This window comes from Christiangramia fulva, from assembly GCF_003024155.1.
Classification (GTDB): Bacteria; Bacteroidota; Bacteroidia; order Flavobacteriales; family Flavobacteriaceae; genus Christiangramia; species Christiangramia fulva.
In genome coordinates this window covers 2,089,783-2,105,862 of sequence record NZ_CP028136.1, presented here as the reverse complement: position 1 = coordinate 2,105,862, position 16,080 = coordinate 2,089,783, and the positions used below count along the sequence as shown (strand labels likewise).

General features: G+C 41.5%; 16 protein-coding genes and 1 riboswitch. Of the genes, 2 read left to right on the top strand and 14 right to left on the bottom strand.

Features of this window, described 5'->3' with window-relative positions:
• Positions 1 to 13 precede the first annotated feature (13 nt).
• The 4 genes from C7S20_RS09620 to rsgA form a co-directional block, all read right to left on the bottom strand.
• Complete coding sequence (locus tag C7S20_RS09620; protein ID WP_107012283.1) at positions 14 to 268, bottom strand: hypothetical protein; 255 nt, start codon at positions 266 to 268, stop codon at positions 14 to 16.
• Positions 268 to 594, bottom strand: a complete 327-nt coding sequence (locus C7S20_RS09615; RefSeq protein WP_107012282.1) for a nucleotide pyrophosphohydrolase — start codon at positions 592 to 594, stop codon at positions 268 to 270. Before C7S20_RS09615 ends, C7S20_RS09620 begins: the two co-directional genes overlap by 1 nt.
• A 72-nt stretch (positions 595 to 666) precedes the next feature.
• Complete coding sequence (gene dtd / locus C7S20_RS09610) at positions 667 to 1,119, bottom strand: D-aminoacyl-tRNA deacylase (protein ID WP_107012281.1); 453 nt, start codon at positions 1,117 to 1,119, stop codon at positions 667 to 669.
• Entirely contained in the window at positions 1,119 to 2,066 is a 948-nt protein-coding gene (gene rsgA, locus C7S20_RS09605; RefSeq protein ID WP_107012280.1) for a ribosome small subunit-dependent GTPase A, read from the bottom strand. The genes dtd and rsgA overlap by 1 nt, the downstream gene beginning before the upstream one ends.
• Positions 2,067 to 2,155: 89 nt before the next feature.
• Here rsgA and C7S20_RS09600 point away from each other — a divergent pair, with 89 nt between their 5' ends.
• Positions 2,156 to 2,797, top strand: a complete 642-nt coding sequence (locus C7S20_RS09600; RefSeq protein WP_107014171.1) for a hypothetical protein — start codon at positions 2,156 to 2,158, stop codon at positions 2,795 to 2,797.
• Positions 2,798 to 2,883: 86 nt separating this feature from the next.
• On the opposite strand, the gene C7S20_RS09595 is transcribed toward C7S20_RS09600, so the two are convergent.
• From C7S20_RS09595 to C7S20_RS09580, 4 genes are read right to left on the bottom strand one after another with little or no spacing between them, the layout of a single operon-like run.
• Complete coding sequence (locus tag C7S20_RS09595; protein ID WP_107012279.1) at positions 2,884 to 3,972, bottom strand: bifunctional 3-deoxy-7-phosphoheptulonate synthase/chorismate mutase type II; 1,089 nt, start codon at positions 3,970 to 3,972, stop codon at positions 2,884 to 2,886.
• A complete protein-coding gene (locus C7S20_RS09590; RefSeq protein WP_107012278.1) occupies positions 3,962 to 4,846 on the bottom strand; it encodes a prephenate dehydrogenase in 885 nt (294 codons plus the stop codon). The genes C7S20_RS09595 and C7S20_RS09590 overlap by 11 nt, the downstream gene beginning before the upstream one ends.
• Positions 4,843 to 5,988, bottom strand: a complete 1,146-nt coding sequence (locus tag C7S20_RS09585) for a pyridoxal phosphate-dependent aminotransferase (protein WP_107012277.1) — start codon at positions 5,986 to 5,988, stop codon at positions 4,843 to 4,845. The genes C7S20_RS09590 and C7S20_RS09585 overlap by 4 nt, the downstream gene beginning before the upstream one ends.
• Entirely contained in the window at positions 5,985 to 6,812 is an 828-nt protein-coding gene (locus tag C7S20_RS09580) for a prephenate dehydratase (RefSeq protein WP_107012276.1), read from the bottom strand. The genes C7S20_RS09585 and C7S20_RS09580 overlap by 4 nt, the downstream gene beginning before the upstream one ends.
• A gap of 350 nt (positions 6,813 to 7,162) precedes the next feature.
• Between C7S20_RS09580 and gldA the strand changes: the two genes are divergently transcribed.
• Positions 7,163 to 8,068, top strand: coding sequence for a gliding motility-associated ABC transporter ATP-binding subunit GldA (gldA, locus tag C7S20_RS09575; RefSeq protein WP_107012275.1), 906 nt, complete (start codon positions 7,163 to 7,165; stop codon positions 8,066 to 8,068).
• Positions 8,069 to 8,083: 15 nt separating this feature from the next.
• Here gldA and C7S20_RS09570 read toward each other — a convergent pair whose 3' ends face one another.
• The 6 genes from C7S20_RS09570 to C7S20_RS09545 all read right to left on the bottom strand — a co-directional run bounded on the left by C7S20_RS09570 (position 8,084) and on the right by C7S20_RS09545 (position 16,079).
• Complete coding sequence (locus tag C7S20_RS09570; protein WP_107012274.1) at positions 8,084 to 8,839, bottom strand: head GIN domain-containing protein; 756 nt, start codon at positions 8,837 to 8,839, stop codon at positions 8,084 to 8,086.
• A complete protein-coding gene (locus tag C7S20_RS09565; protein ID WP_107012273.1) occupies positions 8,836 to 9,939 on the bottom strand; it encodes an acyloxyacyl hydrolase in 1,104 nt (367 codons plus the stop codon). The genes C7S20_RS09570 and C7S20_RS09565 overlap by 4 nt, the downstream gene beginning before the upstream one ends.
• 52 nt (positions 9,940 to 9,991) lie before the next feature.
• Positions 9,992 to 10,945, bottom strand: coding sequence for a methylenetetrahydrofolate reductase [NAD(P)H] (metF, locus tag C7S20_RS09560; protein ID WP_107012272.1), 954 nt, complete (start codon positions 10,943 to 10,945; stop codon positions 9,992 to 9,994).
• A gap of 145 nt (positions 10,946 to 11,090) precedes the next feature.
• Positions 11,091 to 14,180 (bottom strand): vitamin B12 dependent-methionine synthase activation domain-containing protein, encoded by a 3,090-nt coding sequence (locus C7S20_RS09555; RefSeq protein WP_227009156.1) that lies wholly within the window; start codon positions 14,178 to 14,180, stop codon positions 11,091 to 11,093.
• A 121-nt stretch (positions 14,181 to 14,301) separates the two neighbouring features.
• Entirely contained in the window at positions 14,302 to 15,342 is a 1,041-nt protein-coding gene (locus C7S20_RS09550; protein ID WP_107012270.1) for a homocysteine S-methyltransferase family protein, read from the bottom strand.
• Between the two features lie 45 nt (positions 15,343 to 15,387).
• A riboswitch (SAM riboswitch) is annotated at positions 15,388 to 15,491 on the bottom strand.
• A gap of 165 nt (positions 15,492 to 15,656) precedes the next feature.
• Positions 15,657 to 16,079, bottom strand: coding sequence for an OsmC family protein (locus C7S20_RS09545; protein WP_107012269.1), 423 nt, complete (start codon positions 16,077 to 16,079; stop codon positions 15,657 to 15,659).
• Position 16,080 lies beyond the last annotated feature (1 nt).

Below are 16,080 nucleotides of genomic sequence, written 5' to 3'. Positions count from 1 at the left end.
TTAAACTGCTAATTTAACTTTTCTTTTGTTTTACATGAAACTGACCGAAGGCTAAAATAAATCCATAAAGGAAACCTCCCATAAGCTGTGCGAGTACAAACCTCAACCAGTTTCCATTTTCAGTCCTGTCCTGAAAAAATTGGGCAAAATGAAATCCGCCGTAATCGAACATCATGGTGATAAAGTTGTAAATAAGAATAAAAGCCAGCCCTAACCATAAAACCGATTTCCAAAAAGCCTTCATCTTAAGAAAAGCCTTAGCCTTCATTATTTAAGTTTTTTGTTATTCTGATGTCTTTTGTGATCGCGTTTGGCCTTTAGATCCATCTTTTTATCGAAGGCATCCTGAAGGTCGATACCGGTTTGATTCGCAAGGCAGAGCACCACAAAGACAACATCGGCAAGTTCTTCGCCAAGATCTTTGGTTTTATCACTTTCTTTTTCGCTTTGCTCCCCGTAGCGACGTGCAATGATCCTTGCCACCTCGCCAACTTCTTCGGTAAGCTGCGCCATATTGGTGAGCTCGTTAAAATAGCGAACGCCATGCTCATTGATCCAATCATCTACCGCTTTCTGTGCTTTTTTTAAGTCCATCTGTTGAAACTTTTCCCAAAACTATACTTTCATTTTGTTTTTCAATAATTATTTCCGCACAGAATGTGAAAATCAACTTTTTTCTTTCGAATCAATCAAAATTGTCACCGGTCCATCATTTAAAAGCTCAACTTTCATATCGGCACCAAATTCTCCGGTACCGATCTTTTTCCCGAATTCCTTTTCGAAATGAGCGACGAACTTTTCGTACATAGGCTCAGCAAAATCAGGCTTTGCTGCTTTTATAAAACTGGGGCGATTTCCTTTTTTTGTACTCGCGTGAAGTGTAAACTGGCTTACCACAATGGCATCGCCATCAACATCTTTTAGAGAATTATTCATCGCATTATTCTCGTCTCCGAAAATCCGCATATTGATGATCTTTCGGCATAGCCATTCAATGTCATCCTGAGTGTCGGCTTCTTCAATTCCCAGTAAAATAAGAAGTCCGTTACCGATCTTTGCCGAAATTTCACCTTCAATAGTTACAGATGCTTTGGATACACGTTGTAAAACTGCTTTCATTATTTTTGAAATTGATCAATTCTATAATTGCTTTCCTCCCCTTCCATCAGCTGAAGATAACTTTTATAGCGTGACCACGCAATTTCATCATTTTCCAGTGCCTCTTTGACCGCACATTTCGGCTCTTCTATATGCAGGCAATTATGAAATTTACAATTCTGTTTTCTTTCGAAAAATTCAGGGAAATAATCGCCAATTTCTTCCCGTTCCATATCGACCACTCCAAAACCTTTAATTCCCGGAGTGTCTATAATTCGTGCCCCAAAACTGAGGTCGAACATTTCGGCAAAGGTCGTGGTATGCTGGCCCTGCTGGTGTTGCTCTGAAATTTCCGCGGTTTTAAGATCAAGAGAAGGCTCAATGGCATTGACAAGCGTAGATTTTCCGGTGCCGCTATGGCCTGAGATCATACTGGTTCTGTCCTTCATCATGGCGACCACCTTATCAACATTCTTTCCTGTCTTTGCGGAAATTCCTATGCACTCATATCCAATATTTCGGTAGAGCTCTGCCAGGTATTTTACTTCGGCAAGTTCTTCAATAGAATAGGTATCGACTTTATTAAATAGAAGCACCGCTTTCACATGATAGGCCTCTGCGGTTACCAGAAAACGATCGATAAATGTGGTTAAAGTAGGCGGATTATTAAGCGTGATTAGTAAAAAAACCTGGTCAATATTCGCGGCGATAATATGAGTTTGTTTGGAAAGGTTTACCGATCGCCGAATGATGTAATTCTCGCGAGGAAGTATTTTTTTTATAATACCGGTATCCCGGCCTTCTTCCTCAGCCGGATCAAAAACCACCACATCTCCAACCGCCACTGGATTGGTACTTTTTATTCCCTGAATTCGAAATTTTCCCTTGATACGGCACTCATAGAGTTTATTATTTTCAGCTTTAACCGTATACCAGCTGCCAGTAGATTTATATACCGTACCCTTCATGAATATTTTTTAATCCTGTCATAAAATTTTTGAAAAAATATTAAAGTTTTAAAATATATTTGGCTTCTTTTTTAACCAATCATAAACTTATGTACAAATTTAATTTTAAAATTTTTACAGTACTTTTCCTATTTGGTCTGGGAATAGTATCTGCTCAAACAAAGCTTTATCAGCATCCCGATTTTGAGCAAAAAACAAAAGATCACAAGATCATTGCGATCCTTCCCTTTGACGCAAAGGTAAGCCTTAGACCTAAACAAATGAAAGAGTTAAGCGAAGAACAATTCGCTGATATTCAAAAGAACGAGGGCTTTTCTGTGCAAAACTCGATGTATTCCTGGTTTTTGAACCGCAAGAAAAGAGGAAGCCTGAAAGTTGATGTTCAGGATCCTAAAAAGACAAATGTTCTTTTACTACAAAACAACATCGACTTAAAAGCGGTGACTTCTGAACAACTGGCCCAAATCCTTGGTGTTGATGCAGTTATTACCGGTACTTTTGAAACCGATAAACCAATGTCTGATGGTGCTTCCATCGCCCTGGGACTGCTGGTTGGATTTTGGGGAGCTACCAATACCGCCACGATCAATATGAGTGTTAACAACGGTACCGACGGCGAACTACTCTGGAACTACAATAAGAAAGTTGCCGGAAGCCTTGGTAGTAATAATGATGCACTAATTAACACCCTAATGCGCAAAGCTTCTCGCAGATTGGGTTATACCGATTAATTTCTTCCTGAAAAATCAAAAATTTAAAAGCCTGAGTTCAGCAAATTTTGAGCTCAGGCTTTTTTTATAAACTTAACCGGTGGAAGTTATCCTATTCCGTCAATAATTTTCTGTTGATGGTTGATCGATTCCTGGTGGATCGCCTTGAACATTCTCAAAACAAATTCTTCACTCAGGCCTTTTTCCTCACCTTCAAGAACCATTTTTCCAAGAATCTCATTCCATCTTTTAGTTTGTAGAATTGCCACATTCTGCTCTTTTTTAACCTGGCCGATCTCTTCTGAGATCTTCATTCTCTTGGAAATGATATCCAGGATCTGACTGTCGGCAATGTCAATTTTGGAACGCAAGGTGTTCAGTTTGTTTTGATATTCCTCGCTTGCAGAAACCTCTTTTCGTACTTTCAAATCTTTCATAATCTGTTTTAAAGTATCGGGAGTAATTTGTTGTTTGGCATCGCTCCAGGCATCATCAGGTGTATGATGAGTTTCAACCATTATTCCATCGTAATTGAGATCCAGGGCAGTCTGGCACAGATCAAAAATAATATCTCTTCTTCCTGCAATATGCGATGGATCAAGGATAAGTGGCAGGTCAGGAAATTTATTCTGAAGTTCGATTGCGATCTGCCATTCGGGATTATTTCGATATTTCGTCTTTTCATAAGCTGAAAATCCGCGGTGGATCACTCCCAGGTTCGAGATATCGGCTGTATATAATCTTTCCACAGCTCCCAGCCAAAGTGCCAGATCAGGATTTACAGGGTTTTTAACGAGTACGATCTTATCTGTTCCTTTTAGTGCATCGGCAATTTCCTGAACAATAAAAGGAGAAACGGTAGTACGCGCCCCAATCCAGAGAATATCCACATCGTGCTTCAATGCCAGATCAACATGAGTAGGATTTGCAACTTCAGTAGTAGTTAACATTCCTGTTTCTTCTTTGGCTTTCTGAAGCCATTTTAGCCCGAGGGAGCCCACGCCTTCAAAATTTCCCGGCCGGGTTCGGGGTTTCCAGATTCCAGCGCGCAGTACGGTAGCATCACTGTCTTTTAACTGATGTGCGATGGTTAGCACCTGTTCTTCGGTTTCGGCGCTGCAGGGCCCCGCGATTACGAGCGGATGATCCAGTCCGAAATCATCTAACCATTTTCTAAGTTCTTTCTTATTTTCCATTTTCCAGTTTCTTTAAGGGTTCATTTTCTGTTATTCCGTTTAATACTGATTTTATATGATTGGTTTTATCCATTTCGCTGAAAACTTCTTCAAAATTATCTTTAGAAAGCAATTCTCTGAAGTGCGATAAATTGGAAATATATTCATCCAGGGTTTCCAGCACATTATCTTTATTCTGTGCGAAAATCGGGGTCCACATAGCGGGGGAGCTTTTGGCAAGCCTTACCGTGGATGCGAAACCACTTCCCGCCAGGTCAAAAATATCCCGCTCGTTCTTCTCTTTTTCCAACACAGTTTTGCCCAGCATGAATGAACTTATATGTGACAAATGGGAAACATAGGCAATATGGCGGTCATGCGATGCAGGATCCATATACCGGATTCTCATCCCAACTGAGTGGAAAATTTCGAGGGCTTTTTCCTGAAGCTTAAAAGCTGTTTTCTCCACTTCGCAGATAATATTCGTTTTTTTGGAGAACAATCCGTTTATCGCCGCTGATGGTCCCGAAAATTCTGTTCCGGCAATGGGATGGGCCGCAAGAAAGTTCCTTCTTTTGGGATGATCGGCAACCAGCTGACAAATTTTCTCTTTAGTTGAGCCGGTATCGATCACCACGCAGTTTTCAGGTACTAATTCCAGAATTTCGGGTAGCAATTTAATCGCCGCATCCACAGGAATTGCTAAGTAAACCAGTTCGGCATTACAGAGATCAGAGAAATTTGCCTCTGCATCAATAATTCCGGTTTCGAGTGCCTGCTGAAGATGTTCCTCTTTCGCATCGATCCCGAAGATCTTTACTTTCGGCATCACCTGTTTCAGGTCCAGCGCAAAAGAACCTCCTATCAATCCTGTTCCAATTATAAAGACATTCATCGTTTGATCCTGTTTAGAGCTTCGTTGATCGCATTTTCTGAAGCGCAGAGTGAAAGGCGCACATAACCCTCCCCGTTCGAGCCAAAAATAAAGCCCGGTGTAGTGAAAATATCGTATTTATAAAGCAATTCATCAACCACTTCAGCTGAAGTTTTACCTGCAGGGACCTTCGCCCAGACAAACAATCCTGCCTGGTCTTTATCAGCCTCACAACCCAATTCCTTTAAAAATTGCATGACCAGTTTTTTGCGATCGCTGTAAATCTTATTCTGTTTTTCAAACCAGTCTTCTTTCAGTTTTAAAGCTTCCACTGCCCCGGCCTGAACAGGATAGAACATCCCGCTATCCATATTCGATTTTACCCTTAAAACCGAATCAATATTTTTCCTGCTTCCAACCAGCATTCCAACGCGCCATCCCGCCATATTGAAACTTTTGCTCAGGGAATTAAGCTCCATAACATAATCACTTGGGTTTTGCTTTTTAATGGCACTCGAGGGTTTTGAATTCTGAATAAAACTGTACGGATTGTCATTGATCACAAGAATCTTATGTTTTTCGGCAAAGGCTGTGATCTCTTCAAAAAATGATTCCGGAGCCCGGGTTCCCGTTGGCATATTCGGATAATTGATCCACATAAGTTTCACCTTACTCAAATCTTCTTTTTCCAGCCCTTCAAGATCAGGCAGCCAATTGGTTTCATCTTTAAGATCGTAATTTCTGATCTTTGCTTCGAGCAGTTGGCTTACGGAGCTATAGGTGGGATAACCCGGATTTGGCAGCAGAACCTCATCATCTTTATTCAAAAAAGCCATGGAAATATGCATGATCCCTTCCTTACTGCCCATTAGCGGAAGGATTTCATTCTCAGGGTCAAGAGAAACTCCATAAAAATGATCATAGAAATTGGCAATTTCCTCGCGCAATTCATTAATTCCTTTATAAGGCTGGTACTGGTGCGCATTGTTGCTGGTAAGAGCTTCATTCAAAGCTTCGATAACCTCCACTGGCGGAGCAAGATCTGGACTTCCTATCCCGAGATTAATAACCGGTTTTCCCTGTTTGCGCAACTCGGCAACCTCACGAAGTTTTTTCGAGAAATAGTATTCCTGGACTTCTCCAAGTCTGTCTGCCGTGATCATATCAGATTATTTTTATAGATCCCTAATATTTTTAATTCTTCTGTCATCAGTTTCAATACGTCCATCGCTCTTTGAAAATCTTCCGGTCTTTCGAAGATCACATCTACAAAAAACGAATATTTCCAGGGTTCATCGATCACCGGAAGCGATTGGATCTTGGTCATATCCAGGTAACAATCCCTGATGATATTCAAAATTGAAACCAGGCTTCCCCGCTCACTTTTCAGATCGAATTTGATCGAAGCTTTGTCCAGCTTTTCACCATTTGGCTTTTTCTGCTCCCGCCCTAATACCAGAAATCTCGTCGCATTGCTTTTAATGGTATGGATCTCTTTAGCCAGGATTTCCAGACCGTACATTTCAGCAGCCGCAGGACTTGCCACGGCAGCTGTCTTTTTAAGTTCCTGCTCCGAAATTCTCTTTGCAGCCTCCGCAGTATCACTGTCTTCAATAAGCTTGATATGCGGATGTTTTTTAAAGAAATCCTTACACTGCAACAGTGCCATCGGGTGAGAAAACACCTTTTTTATATCCTCGATTTTCTGACCTTCCAGCGCCATCAAATTCATATTTACCGGCGTGTAATGCTCGCCTATGACTTTTAAATTATACTCATCGATCAGGGCGTAATTAGGTAAAATCGAACCGGCTATGCTGTTTTCAATCGCCATCACCGCTTCATCGGCTTCTTTTGAAGCCAGCTTCTGCGCCAGCTCATGAAAAGAAAGATATTCCAAAACTTCCACCTCTTTATGGTAGTAATCCATCGCCACCAGATGATGAAATGATCCTTTTATCCCCTGGATCCCTATTTTTTTATTCATAAATGCATCAATAAAAAAAGCCCCGATTTTCGATCGAGACTTTTATATAATTTTATTTTTAGTTAATCATATAGCATTCCCGATCCTATCTCTGAAATAGAAATAAAAATAATAGAATGCGTTCCAGCTGATTAATCCAGTCATTTCCAGTATTATTGAGCGACTAAAGTAGCGCATAAATTTTAGTTTCAAAATAATTTTTGCTGAAATTTTACAGATTTCAGAAATTCGGAATTTGAAGGCTGTTTTTCTGCGAATTACAATTTAAAGCCTTTTTATTTCGTTGAAAGATTGAAAAGTTTTCTGAAGCCACAGTATATTTTTATTCCTAATTTTGACAGAAGAAGCCTATGTCTATAAGTGTACATAACATATCAAAGCATTTTGGCGACCAAAAAGCGCTAAATGCCGTCAGTTTTTCCATCAATAAAGGAGAGATCGTCGGATTTCTTGGGCCGAATGGCGCCGGAAAATCTACTTTGATGAAGATCCTCACCGGTTATCTTCCCGCTGATGAGGGAAAAGCTGAAATTGTAGGCCTTGATCTGGAAAATCAGCTTTCAGAAGTTCAAAAGCGAACCGGTTATCTTCCCGAACACAATCCGTTATACACCGAAATGTATGTACGCGAATATTTGGATTTTGTGGCTTCGGTTTATAAAAATGCCAAAAAGCCTAAAATTGAAGAAGTCATTCAAATGACCGGCCTAAAACCTGAAGCCAATAAAAAGATCGAGCAGCTTTCCAAAGGTTACCGCCAGAGAGTCGGACTGGCCGCGGCGCTGCTTCACGATCCGGAAGTACTGATCCTGGATGAACCTACTACAGGCCTGGATCCAAACCAGCTGGTGGAAATTCGGGGACTGATCAAGAAAATTGGACAGGATAAGACCATTTTCCTTTCCACTCATATAATGCAGGAAGTAGAGGCGATCTGTGATCGTGTGATCATAATTAATAAAGGACAGATCGTAGCCGATAAAAAACTGGAAGAATTGCGGGCTCACGAAGAGCAGGTGATCTTTGTGGAATTTGATTATAAGATCGAAAATGTAGCTTTGCAGCGCATTCCCCATCTTAAAAGTTTTAAAAATACCGGCGGATTTTCTTACGAACTTATATTCGACACCAAAGAAGACATGCGGCCTGCCGTTTTTGATTTTGCTCATGACCACGGTTTGAAAACCCTTCAGCTTAATCAGAAAACCAGAAACCTGGAAAGCCTTTTCGCTGAATTAACCAACACTGATGTTTAAGTCCCCTCTGGGGATTTAGGGGCTCTCAAAAATAAGTCTTCCACGGAAGTGTTCATTAACCCTTACCACAGGCGGCCTGTTCACCGAAATAATATCGCCATAACTGTAAATATCGCCTTTCAGGCTTTGCTGCGGATTCACAATAATAGAATTGGTGCCGCGATGAAAAATATCATAATTCTGAACGATAAAATCCCTTCCCTCCAGCCTTCCGTCACCTGCGGCAAAGAAAATATTCACATTTTCGGCCTTTCCGCTTATATAAAAATGAGCATAATTGTCACTGGTAATGCGAAGATTTTTAACATCCAGATCAAGAATAAAATCGCCGTCGGTATGAATTTCCGGATCCATTTCCTGGTTCAGGGAACGCAGCCATAAATTGTCAAATTTCAAGGTCCCGATACTTTCAATAGGAATATTCGAACTGCTTTGAAGCCAGGTAAGATCGGGCGTGGTCACATAAATTTTTGTCACGCCATAATCCCTAAATAAATTGCAGCCGTTTTCATTATAAAGCAACAACCGCCCATTTTCTACTTCTGCTGAAACCTCATTCATCAAATTTTTTCCCGTTTCGATTACCACTTTCTGCTCCGGACCCTGCTGAATATATAATTTGATACGTTCAAATACCTCAATTTCGGTAAAAGGCTCAACTGAAACTTCCTTCTGAATGATCTTTCCGGCTTTCTGAAAACAATCTGGAGCATTTTCGGTTTCACAACCAAAAACGACGAAAATCATCATGAATGCAATTAACCTTTTCATAATCTGTACCCAATTGAAAGTTCCACGCATTCCGCGTTTGCACCGTGTGCCCTCAAACTCACCGAAGTCCACCAGTCGTCATTGATTTTCCGCTCGAGCCCCACCCGATTATAAACCTGGTCCACATAATCGGTATATGGATAATACGCATAAAAGCCTAGCTGAGTGATGAGCGACATTTTATTAAAGGTGAGTTTATGCCCAACAAATACACCCACCCGTTTGGCATCTTCCTCGCCCGTCGTGGTTTGCTGTGGAAAAGCTATAGATTTATATTTTATAAATTCTTCAAGAGAACGGGAAAAGAAAATTTCTGCTCCGGCCTGGAGTGTGCTTTTATGATTCAACACTTTATCGGCGTAGGCAGCGATGGTAAAAAATGGCAATTGCGGAGAACCAACCACACCGGTAGTATTCACTCCACCACGCAAAGCAAAATTATAATGAACCGGTTCTGTATATTTTTCTTTCGGGCCTCGTGGAATATAATTAGGAATATCCTCATGTTCCAGCATATAATTCAGCCCAAGGTTAAAAGTAAAGGTATTTGTACTGTGATTCGGGGAGCCGAGATCGGCATTGGAATAATGGATTAATGTAATCCCTGCCTGCACTCCAAGACCTTCAAAAATATTTTCCTTTTTAAAATTCCCCATCAGGTAAGTGGTACTCAGAAAATGGGTTCCGTAGGCATTATTCCGGTAATTATCATTTTGATCATAAGGAGTCGTGGCATAAGCCACTCCCTGCCCGATGCGGAACATGAATTTCCGCTTTAGCGCATAAAAGCTCATATGAGCATAAAGGCCCATATTTTCTCCCAAATACTGATTTTTCAGATCCTGATAAATAAAAGAAAAGCCAAAATCTGGATAATTATACCGTCGTTCCCATTTTTCAAATCCGTAGGTCTTGCGGTTATAAGTTAAAATAAAACCGGTAGGATGACCGGTGATCAAATGTGAAATATCGGGATTATGCTCAACAATGCTCCCATAATAAAAATTCGCATCCAGGGAATGGAATTTCGGGATTTCATTTTCCTGCCCAAGTGCAAACAGAGTGGAAAGCAGAAAAAAGACTGGAGCGATTTTTTTCATACGAAGGCAAATCTAAGATATTTACGAAAAAAATCACCTTTAGGTTGAAAAATCAAAAAACGGCTGAAGCGATCTGCTCAATATTGCTGCTTTTGCCCATAGAATAATAATGCAGCACAGGCACGCCAAAATCCATTAATTCTTTAGATTGCTGGATACACCACTCGATACCCAGTTGCCTCACCTCCTTATTGGATTTACATTTTTCAACTTCAGAAATCAACTCTTCCGGGAGATCAATTTTAAAAACCTGCGGTAATAATTGCAGATGTTTTTTGACTGCAATAGGCTTGATTCCTGGGATTATGGGTACCTCTATGCCCATTTCCCGTGCCGCTTTTACAAATTCGAAAAATTTCTGGTTGTCGAAGAACATCTGGGTTACGATATAATCGGCCCCGGAATCTACCTTTTCCTTAAGCCTTTTCAGATCAGATTTTAACGAAGGTGCTTCCATATGCTTTTCGGGATACCCGGCTACTCCAATACAGAATTCAGAATTATAATCGGTTTCGATCACATCATGCAAATATCGGCCGGTATTCAGGTCTTTGATCTGCTTCACCAGCTCACAGGCGAAGTTATGACCACCTTCCGAAGGTTCAAAATACTTCTGATGGCTCATCGCGTCACCGCGCAGCGCCATTACATTCTCAATCTCGAGATACTGACAGTCCACAAGCAGATATTCGGTTTCCTGCTTGGTGAATCCGCCGCAAAGCACATGTGGGACGGTATCAACATTGTATTTATGTTTTATGGCCGCGCAAATCCCAACGGTTCCCGGTCGCATACGGGTAATTTGCCGATCAAATAGTCCGTCACGTTCAACATAAACAAACTCCTCACGGGAAGTGGTCACGTCTATGAATGGCGGCCTAAATTCCATCAGCGGATCGATATTATCATAGAGTTCCTGGATATTTTTTCCTTTTTTTGGCGGAATGATCTCGAATGAAAACAGGGTTTTCCCGTTTGCTTTCTGGATGTGCTCTGTTACTTTCATTTAAACTTATATCAGCTAAAAGCTTTAAGCTATAAGCCTAAAGCAAATTTTATCACTTTAATTATATTTTTTTAATAGATCTTCGAGGTCTTGAAAAACTGGCAGATCTACTCAATACTTACTACTAACTACTCTATACAATAATCTAATCCGCGATATTCGGATTCAGCCATTTCTCTGCTTTTTTCAAGGGAATTCCTTTTCGTTCGGCATAATCTTTCACCTGGTCTTCCTTGATTTTTCCAAGTCCGAAATATCTGGCTTCCGGATTAGCAAAATAATAACCACTAACACTCGCTGCCGGCCACATCGCCAGACTTTCGGTTAATTTCACGCCAATTCTTTCCTCAACCTTCAAAATATCCCAAATGGTCAATTTCTCCAAATGATCGGGACAGGCGGGATATCCAGGTGCAGGACGAATGCCTTTATATTCTTCTTTTATCAGGTCTTCATTGCTCAGGCTTTCAGCCGAAGCATAGCCCCACTCGTTTTTTCTCACTTTTTTATGAAGGTATTCGGCAAAAGCTTCGGCAAGTCGATCGGCTAATGCTTTGATCATGATCGAATTATAATCGTCATGATTTTTTTCATATTCTGCCGCTATTTTATCGGTTCCAAAACCTGTGGTCACGCAAAAAGCACCTACATAATCCTGAATTCCCGTTTCCTTAGGCGCGACAAAATCGGCAAGGGCGAAATTGGGCTTCTCACCATATTTTTTCAGCTGCTGGCGAAGCGTTCTGAAAATCGTCTTTTTCTTCTCTGAATCCTGGTTGTATTTAACTTCGATATCATCATTTACTGAATTCGCTTCAAAAAGTCCGAAAACAGCCTTTGCTTTAAGCAGTTTTTCATCCAAAATTCGCTTCAGCAGAACTTTTGCATCTTCGAAAAGAATCTGCGCCTGCTCCCCAACCTTTTTATCTTTAAGAATATCCGGATAACGGCCGTGTAGGTCCCAACTTCTGAAAAACGGACTCCAGTCAATATAATCCAGAAGTTTATCCAGTTCAAAATCTTCGATTACCTGGATTCCTAACTGGTTTGGTTTAAAAATTTCGGTAGATTCCCAGTCAATTTTGAACTTATTTTCTCGGGCTTCCTCAATGCTCAGGAAGGATTTAACCTTGCTGCGCTTTTTAAAATTCTTCCTGAATTTGTCATATTCAACTTTCAGATCAGATTTGTATTTTTCGCGTGTAGTTTCCTTGAGCAAATCGCCCACCACGGTCACCGCCCTTGAGGCATCGTTCACATGGGCCACCGCATGTTTGTATTGTGGATCGATCTTTACCGCGGTATGGGCTTTGGAGGTCGTCGCGCCACCGATCAACAGCGGCACCGAAAATTCCTGGCGCTCCATTTCTTTGGCGAGATACACCATTTCATCCAGCGACGGAGTAATGAGTCCGCTAAGGCCAATGGCATCAACGTTTTCCTTTTTAGCGGTTTCGATGATCTTTTCCGGTGGCACCATTACGCCGAGATCGATAATTTCATAATTATTACAACCCAAAACCACGCCAACGATATTTTTCCCGATATCGTGTACATCGCCTTTTACGGTTGCCAACAAGACTTTTCCTGCCCCCCCAACCCCCGATGGGGGCGCTTTTTTCAACTCTGCTAAAATCTTTTTCAGAACTTTTTCAGTTTCATTTAAAACTGCTTCATTTGAAAATCTTATCACTCTGAATTCCTGAGATTTTAACCACTCAGTTCTTTCTTCATCGCTCTTTTTATTCTCCGGGAGCTGATGAATAAGCCCGTCAACTTCTATTATAAGTTTTTCTTTCAGGCAGATGAAATCGGCGATATAACTGCCAACAATATGTTGTCTTCTAAATTTGTATCCTTCGAGTTTCTTGTTGCTTAGTGCATCCCATAGCACCCGCTCTGCTTCGGTTGATTTCTCATATCGCATTTTCTTCGCGTACTCCTTCATCTTTCCGTATAGCAAAGGGTCGGCAGTTTGCCAATATGGTTCCCCCTTTGGGGGAGTGGGGGCTTTTTTTGCGGCTTCAATATAGGGTAATAAATAAGCCACGGCTTTTTTCATCACCCTTGCCGATTTCACCACTTGTGGCAGGAACATTTTCCCACTTCCGAAGAGGTCTCCCACGACATTCATCCCGATCATCAAAGGTCCTTCGATCACATCCAGAGGTTTTTCGGCCTCCTGCCGCGCCTGTTCTATGTCTTCAAGAATAAAGCCGTCTATTCCTTTTACCAGCGCATGGGTAATCCTATCCTGAAGCGGTTTTTCTCTCCATGCAAGATCGGTTTTTTGCACTTTTTTGGAAGCGACCACATTTTCAGCAAAATCCAGCAATCGTTCCGTGGCATCATCGCGACGATCCAGGATCACATCTTCAACATGTTCGAGCAGGTCTTTGGGAATCTCATCATAAACCTCCAGCATTCCGGGGTTTACGATTCCCATATTCATTCCGGCTTTGATCGCGTGATACAGAAAAGCAGAATGCATGGCCTCACGAACGGGATTATTTCCGCGGAAAGAAAAGGAAACATTGCTCACCCCGCCGCTAACGCTGCAATAAGGGAGATTTTCTTTCACCCAGCGCGTAGCTTCAATGAAATCGATCGCGTTACGACGATGCTCATCCATCCCTGTTCCGACAGGAAAAATATTAAGATCGAAAATAATGTCTTCGGGAGGAAAATTTACTTTGTTTACAAGAATATCATAGGAACGTTTGGTAATTTCAATGCGTCGTTCATAATTATCTGCCTGGCCTACCTCGTCAAAAGCCATCACGATTACAGCTGCGCCGTATCGCCTGATTTTTTTAGCATGCTTAATGAATTCTTCTTCACCTTCCTTTAAACTGATGGAATTCACCACGCATTTTCCCTGGACAACCTGAAGACCGGCCTCGATAATTTCCCATTTCGAGCTATCGATCATGATCGGAACACGAGCGATATCGGGTTCGGCAACCATGAGATTGAGAAATTTCACCATCGCTTCCTTACCTTCAATAAGGCCATCATCCATGTTTACATCGATGATCTGTGCGCCACCTTCCACCTGCTCGCGAGCAACATCGAGGGCTTCTTCAAACTTTTCTTCTTTTATAAGACGCAGGAATTTTCTTGAACCGGCAACATTGGTTCTTTCCCCTACATTAACGAAATTGCTTTCCGGCGTGATAATCAGCGGCTCGAGTCCGGATAATTTTAAGGGACGGGACCCACCCGAACCCCCCATGGAATCTGATTTATTTATTGAATTTGTACTTATAGTACTCATATTTTACAGTTTTCGTCACCCTAAAACAGTTTAACTCCGATGAATCCTCAAGATTTCAGGGTCTCCGTTCAGTTCTCAATTAATTATTTGATTGATGGGATGCTGAAACAAGTTCAGCATGACGTTTAATTTTAATCTTTCGAGGTTTATAATTAGCGGCAATTTCAGCAATTGCCTTAATGTGGGCAGGTGTGGTACCGCAGCAGCCACCGAGGATATTCACCAGTCCTTTTTCAAGGTATTCCTTTACCTGCGCAGCCATCTCGGGAGCTTCCTGGTCATATTCTCCAAAAGCATTGGGAAGTCCGGCATTAGGGTAAGCCGAAACTCCAAAATTGGAATTTCTTGCCACTGCTTCCAGATGTGGCGTCAGTTGTTTCGCGCCGAGTGCGCAGTTAAAACCTATGCTCATCAGCGGAATATGAGAAACCGAAATCAGGAAAGCTTCAGCAGTCTGCCCCGAAAGGGTTCTTCCGGAAGCGTCGGTAATCGTACCGCTGACCATGATCGGGATATCTAAATTCAACTCTTCTTTCAATTCATCAATGGCGAACAAGGCAGCCTTGGCATTCAATGTATCAAAAACGGTTTCCACTAGAAGTACATCCACACCGCCGTCGATCAAAGCCTTAGCTTGTTCCTTGTAATTTTCATATAATTCTTCAAATGAAATCGCCCTGTAGCCGGGATCATTTACATCGGGGCTCATACTCGCCGTCTTATTGGTGGGTCCCATTGCACCAGCGACAAATCTTGGCTTTTCAGGATTTTCAGCCGTTACTTCCTCTGCCACTTTTTTGGCAATTTTAGCCGACTCGTAATTCAGCTCATACACCAGATCCTCCATTTTATAATCGGCCATGGCGATGCGCGTACCTGAAAATGTATTGGTTTCCACAATATCGGCACCGGCTTCAAAATATTTTCGGTGGATATCGGCGATGGCGTTTGGCTGTGTGATTGACAACAGGTCGTTATTTCCTTTTAAGGAAACCGGCCAGTCGGCAAATCGTTTTCCGCGGAAATCTTCTTCAGAAAATTTATATTCCTGAAGCATGGTTCCCATGGCTCCATCGAGTATCAGTATTTTTTGTGAGAGTACGTCTTCTATTTTTGACATTTGATTGTAATAATTGTTATCAAAAAAGAAGGAGGAAAGAATCTTTTGTTATCTATCCGCGCCAGGCGTGGTAGAACGTAGCACCTTCTCCCGTGGGAGGGTTGCTAAGGCTTCAGCGGGTCTATTCCCTCAGCCTTTCTTGATAACGACATTTTATAAATGAACTTATAACGCAAATATAGGGCGAAGCCTTGAATTTGCAAGGATTTTTAGAAAAAGTTAGCTTAAATAAGTTAAAGAGGAAATGAGTTAAAAAGCTAAAAGTAATATTGAAAAAGAATTAACTCATTTCCTTCTTAACTCTTTTACTTTGTTTATTCAATTTTTTCTCCATTCAACTGAACGGCATAACTGATCTCGGCCGCTTTTTCAAGCATTTTGGCAACAGAACAGTATTTTTTCATGGATAGATCAACCGCTCTTTTTGCTTTGGCCGGAGGCACATCGCCTTTCAGAATAAAATCAAGATGAATTTTCTTAAAAACATTCGGAATGGCTCCGTCTACACGGAAACCTTCCACTTCAACCCGTAAATCTTCCAGTTCGTGCTGCTGTTTTTTTAGGATCATCACCACGTCAATACTACTACAGCCCGCGATCCCACGAAGCAATAAATCCATGGGACTGGAACCTTTTGGATCTGCTTCAGATTTATTATCGAGCAGCACGATATCGCCCCGCTCATTTTTGGTTTCAAAAAGATAATTATCGTTGATTCTTCTTAAACTGACCTTCATT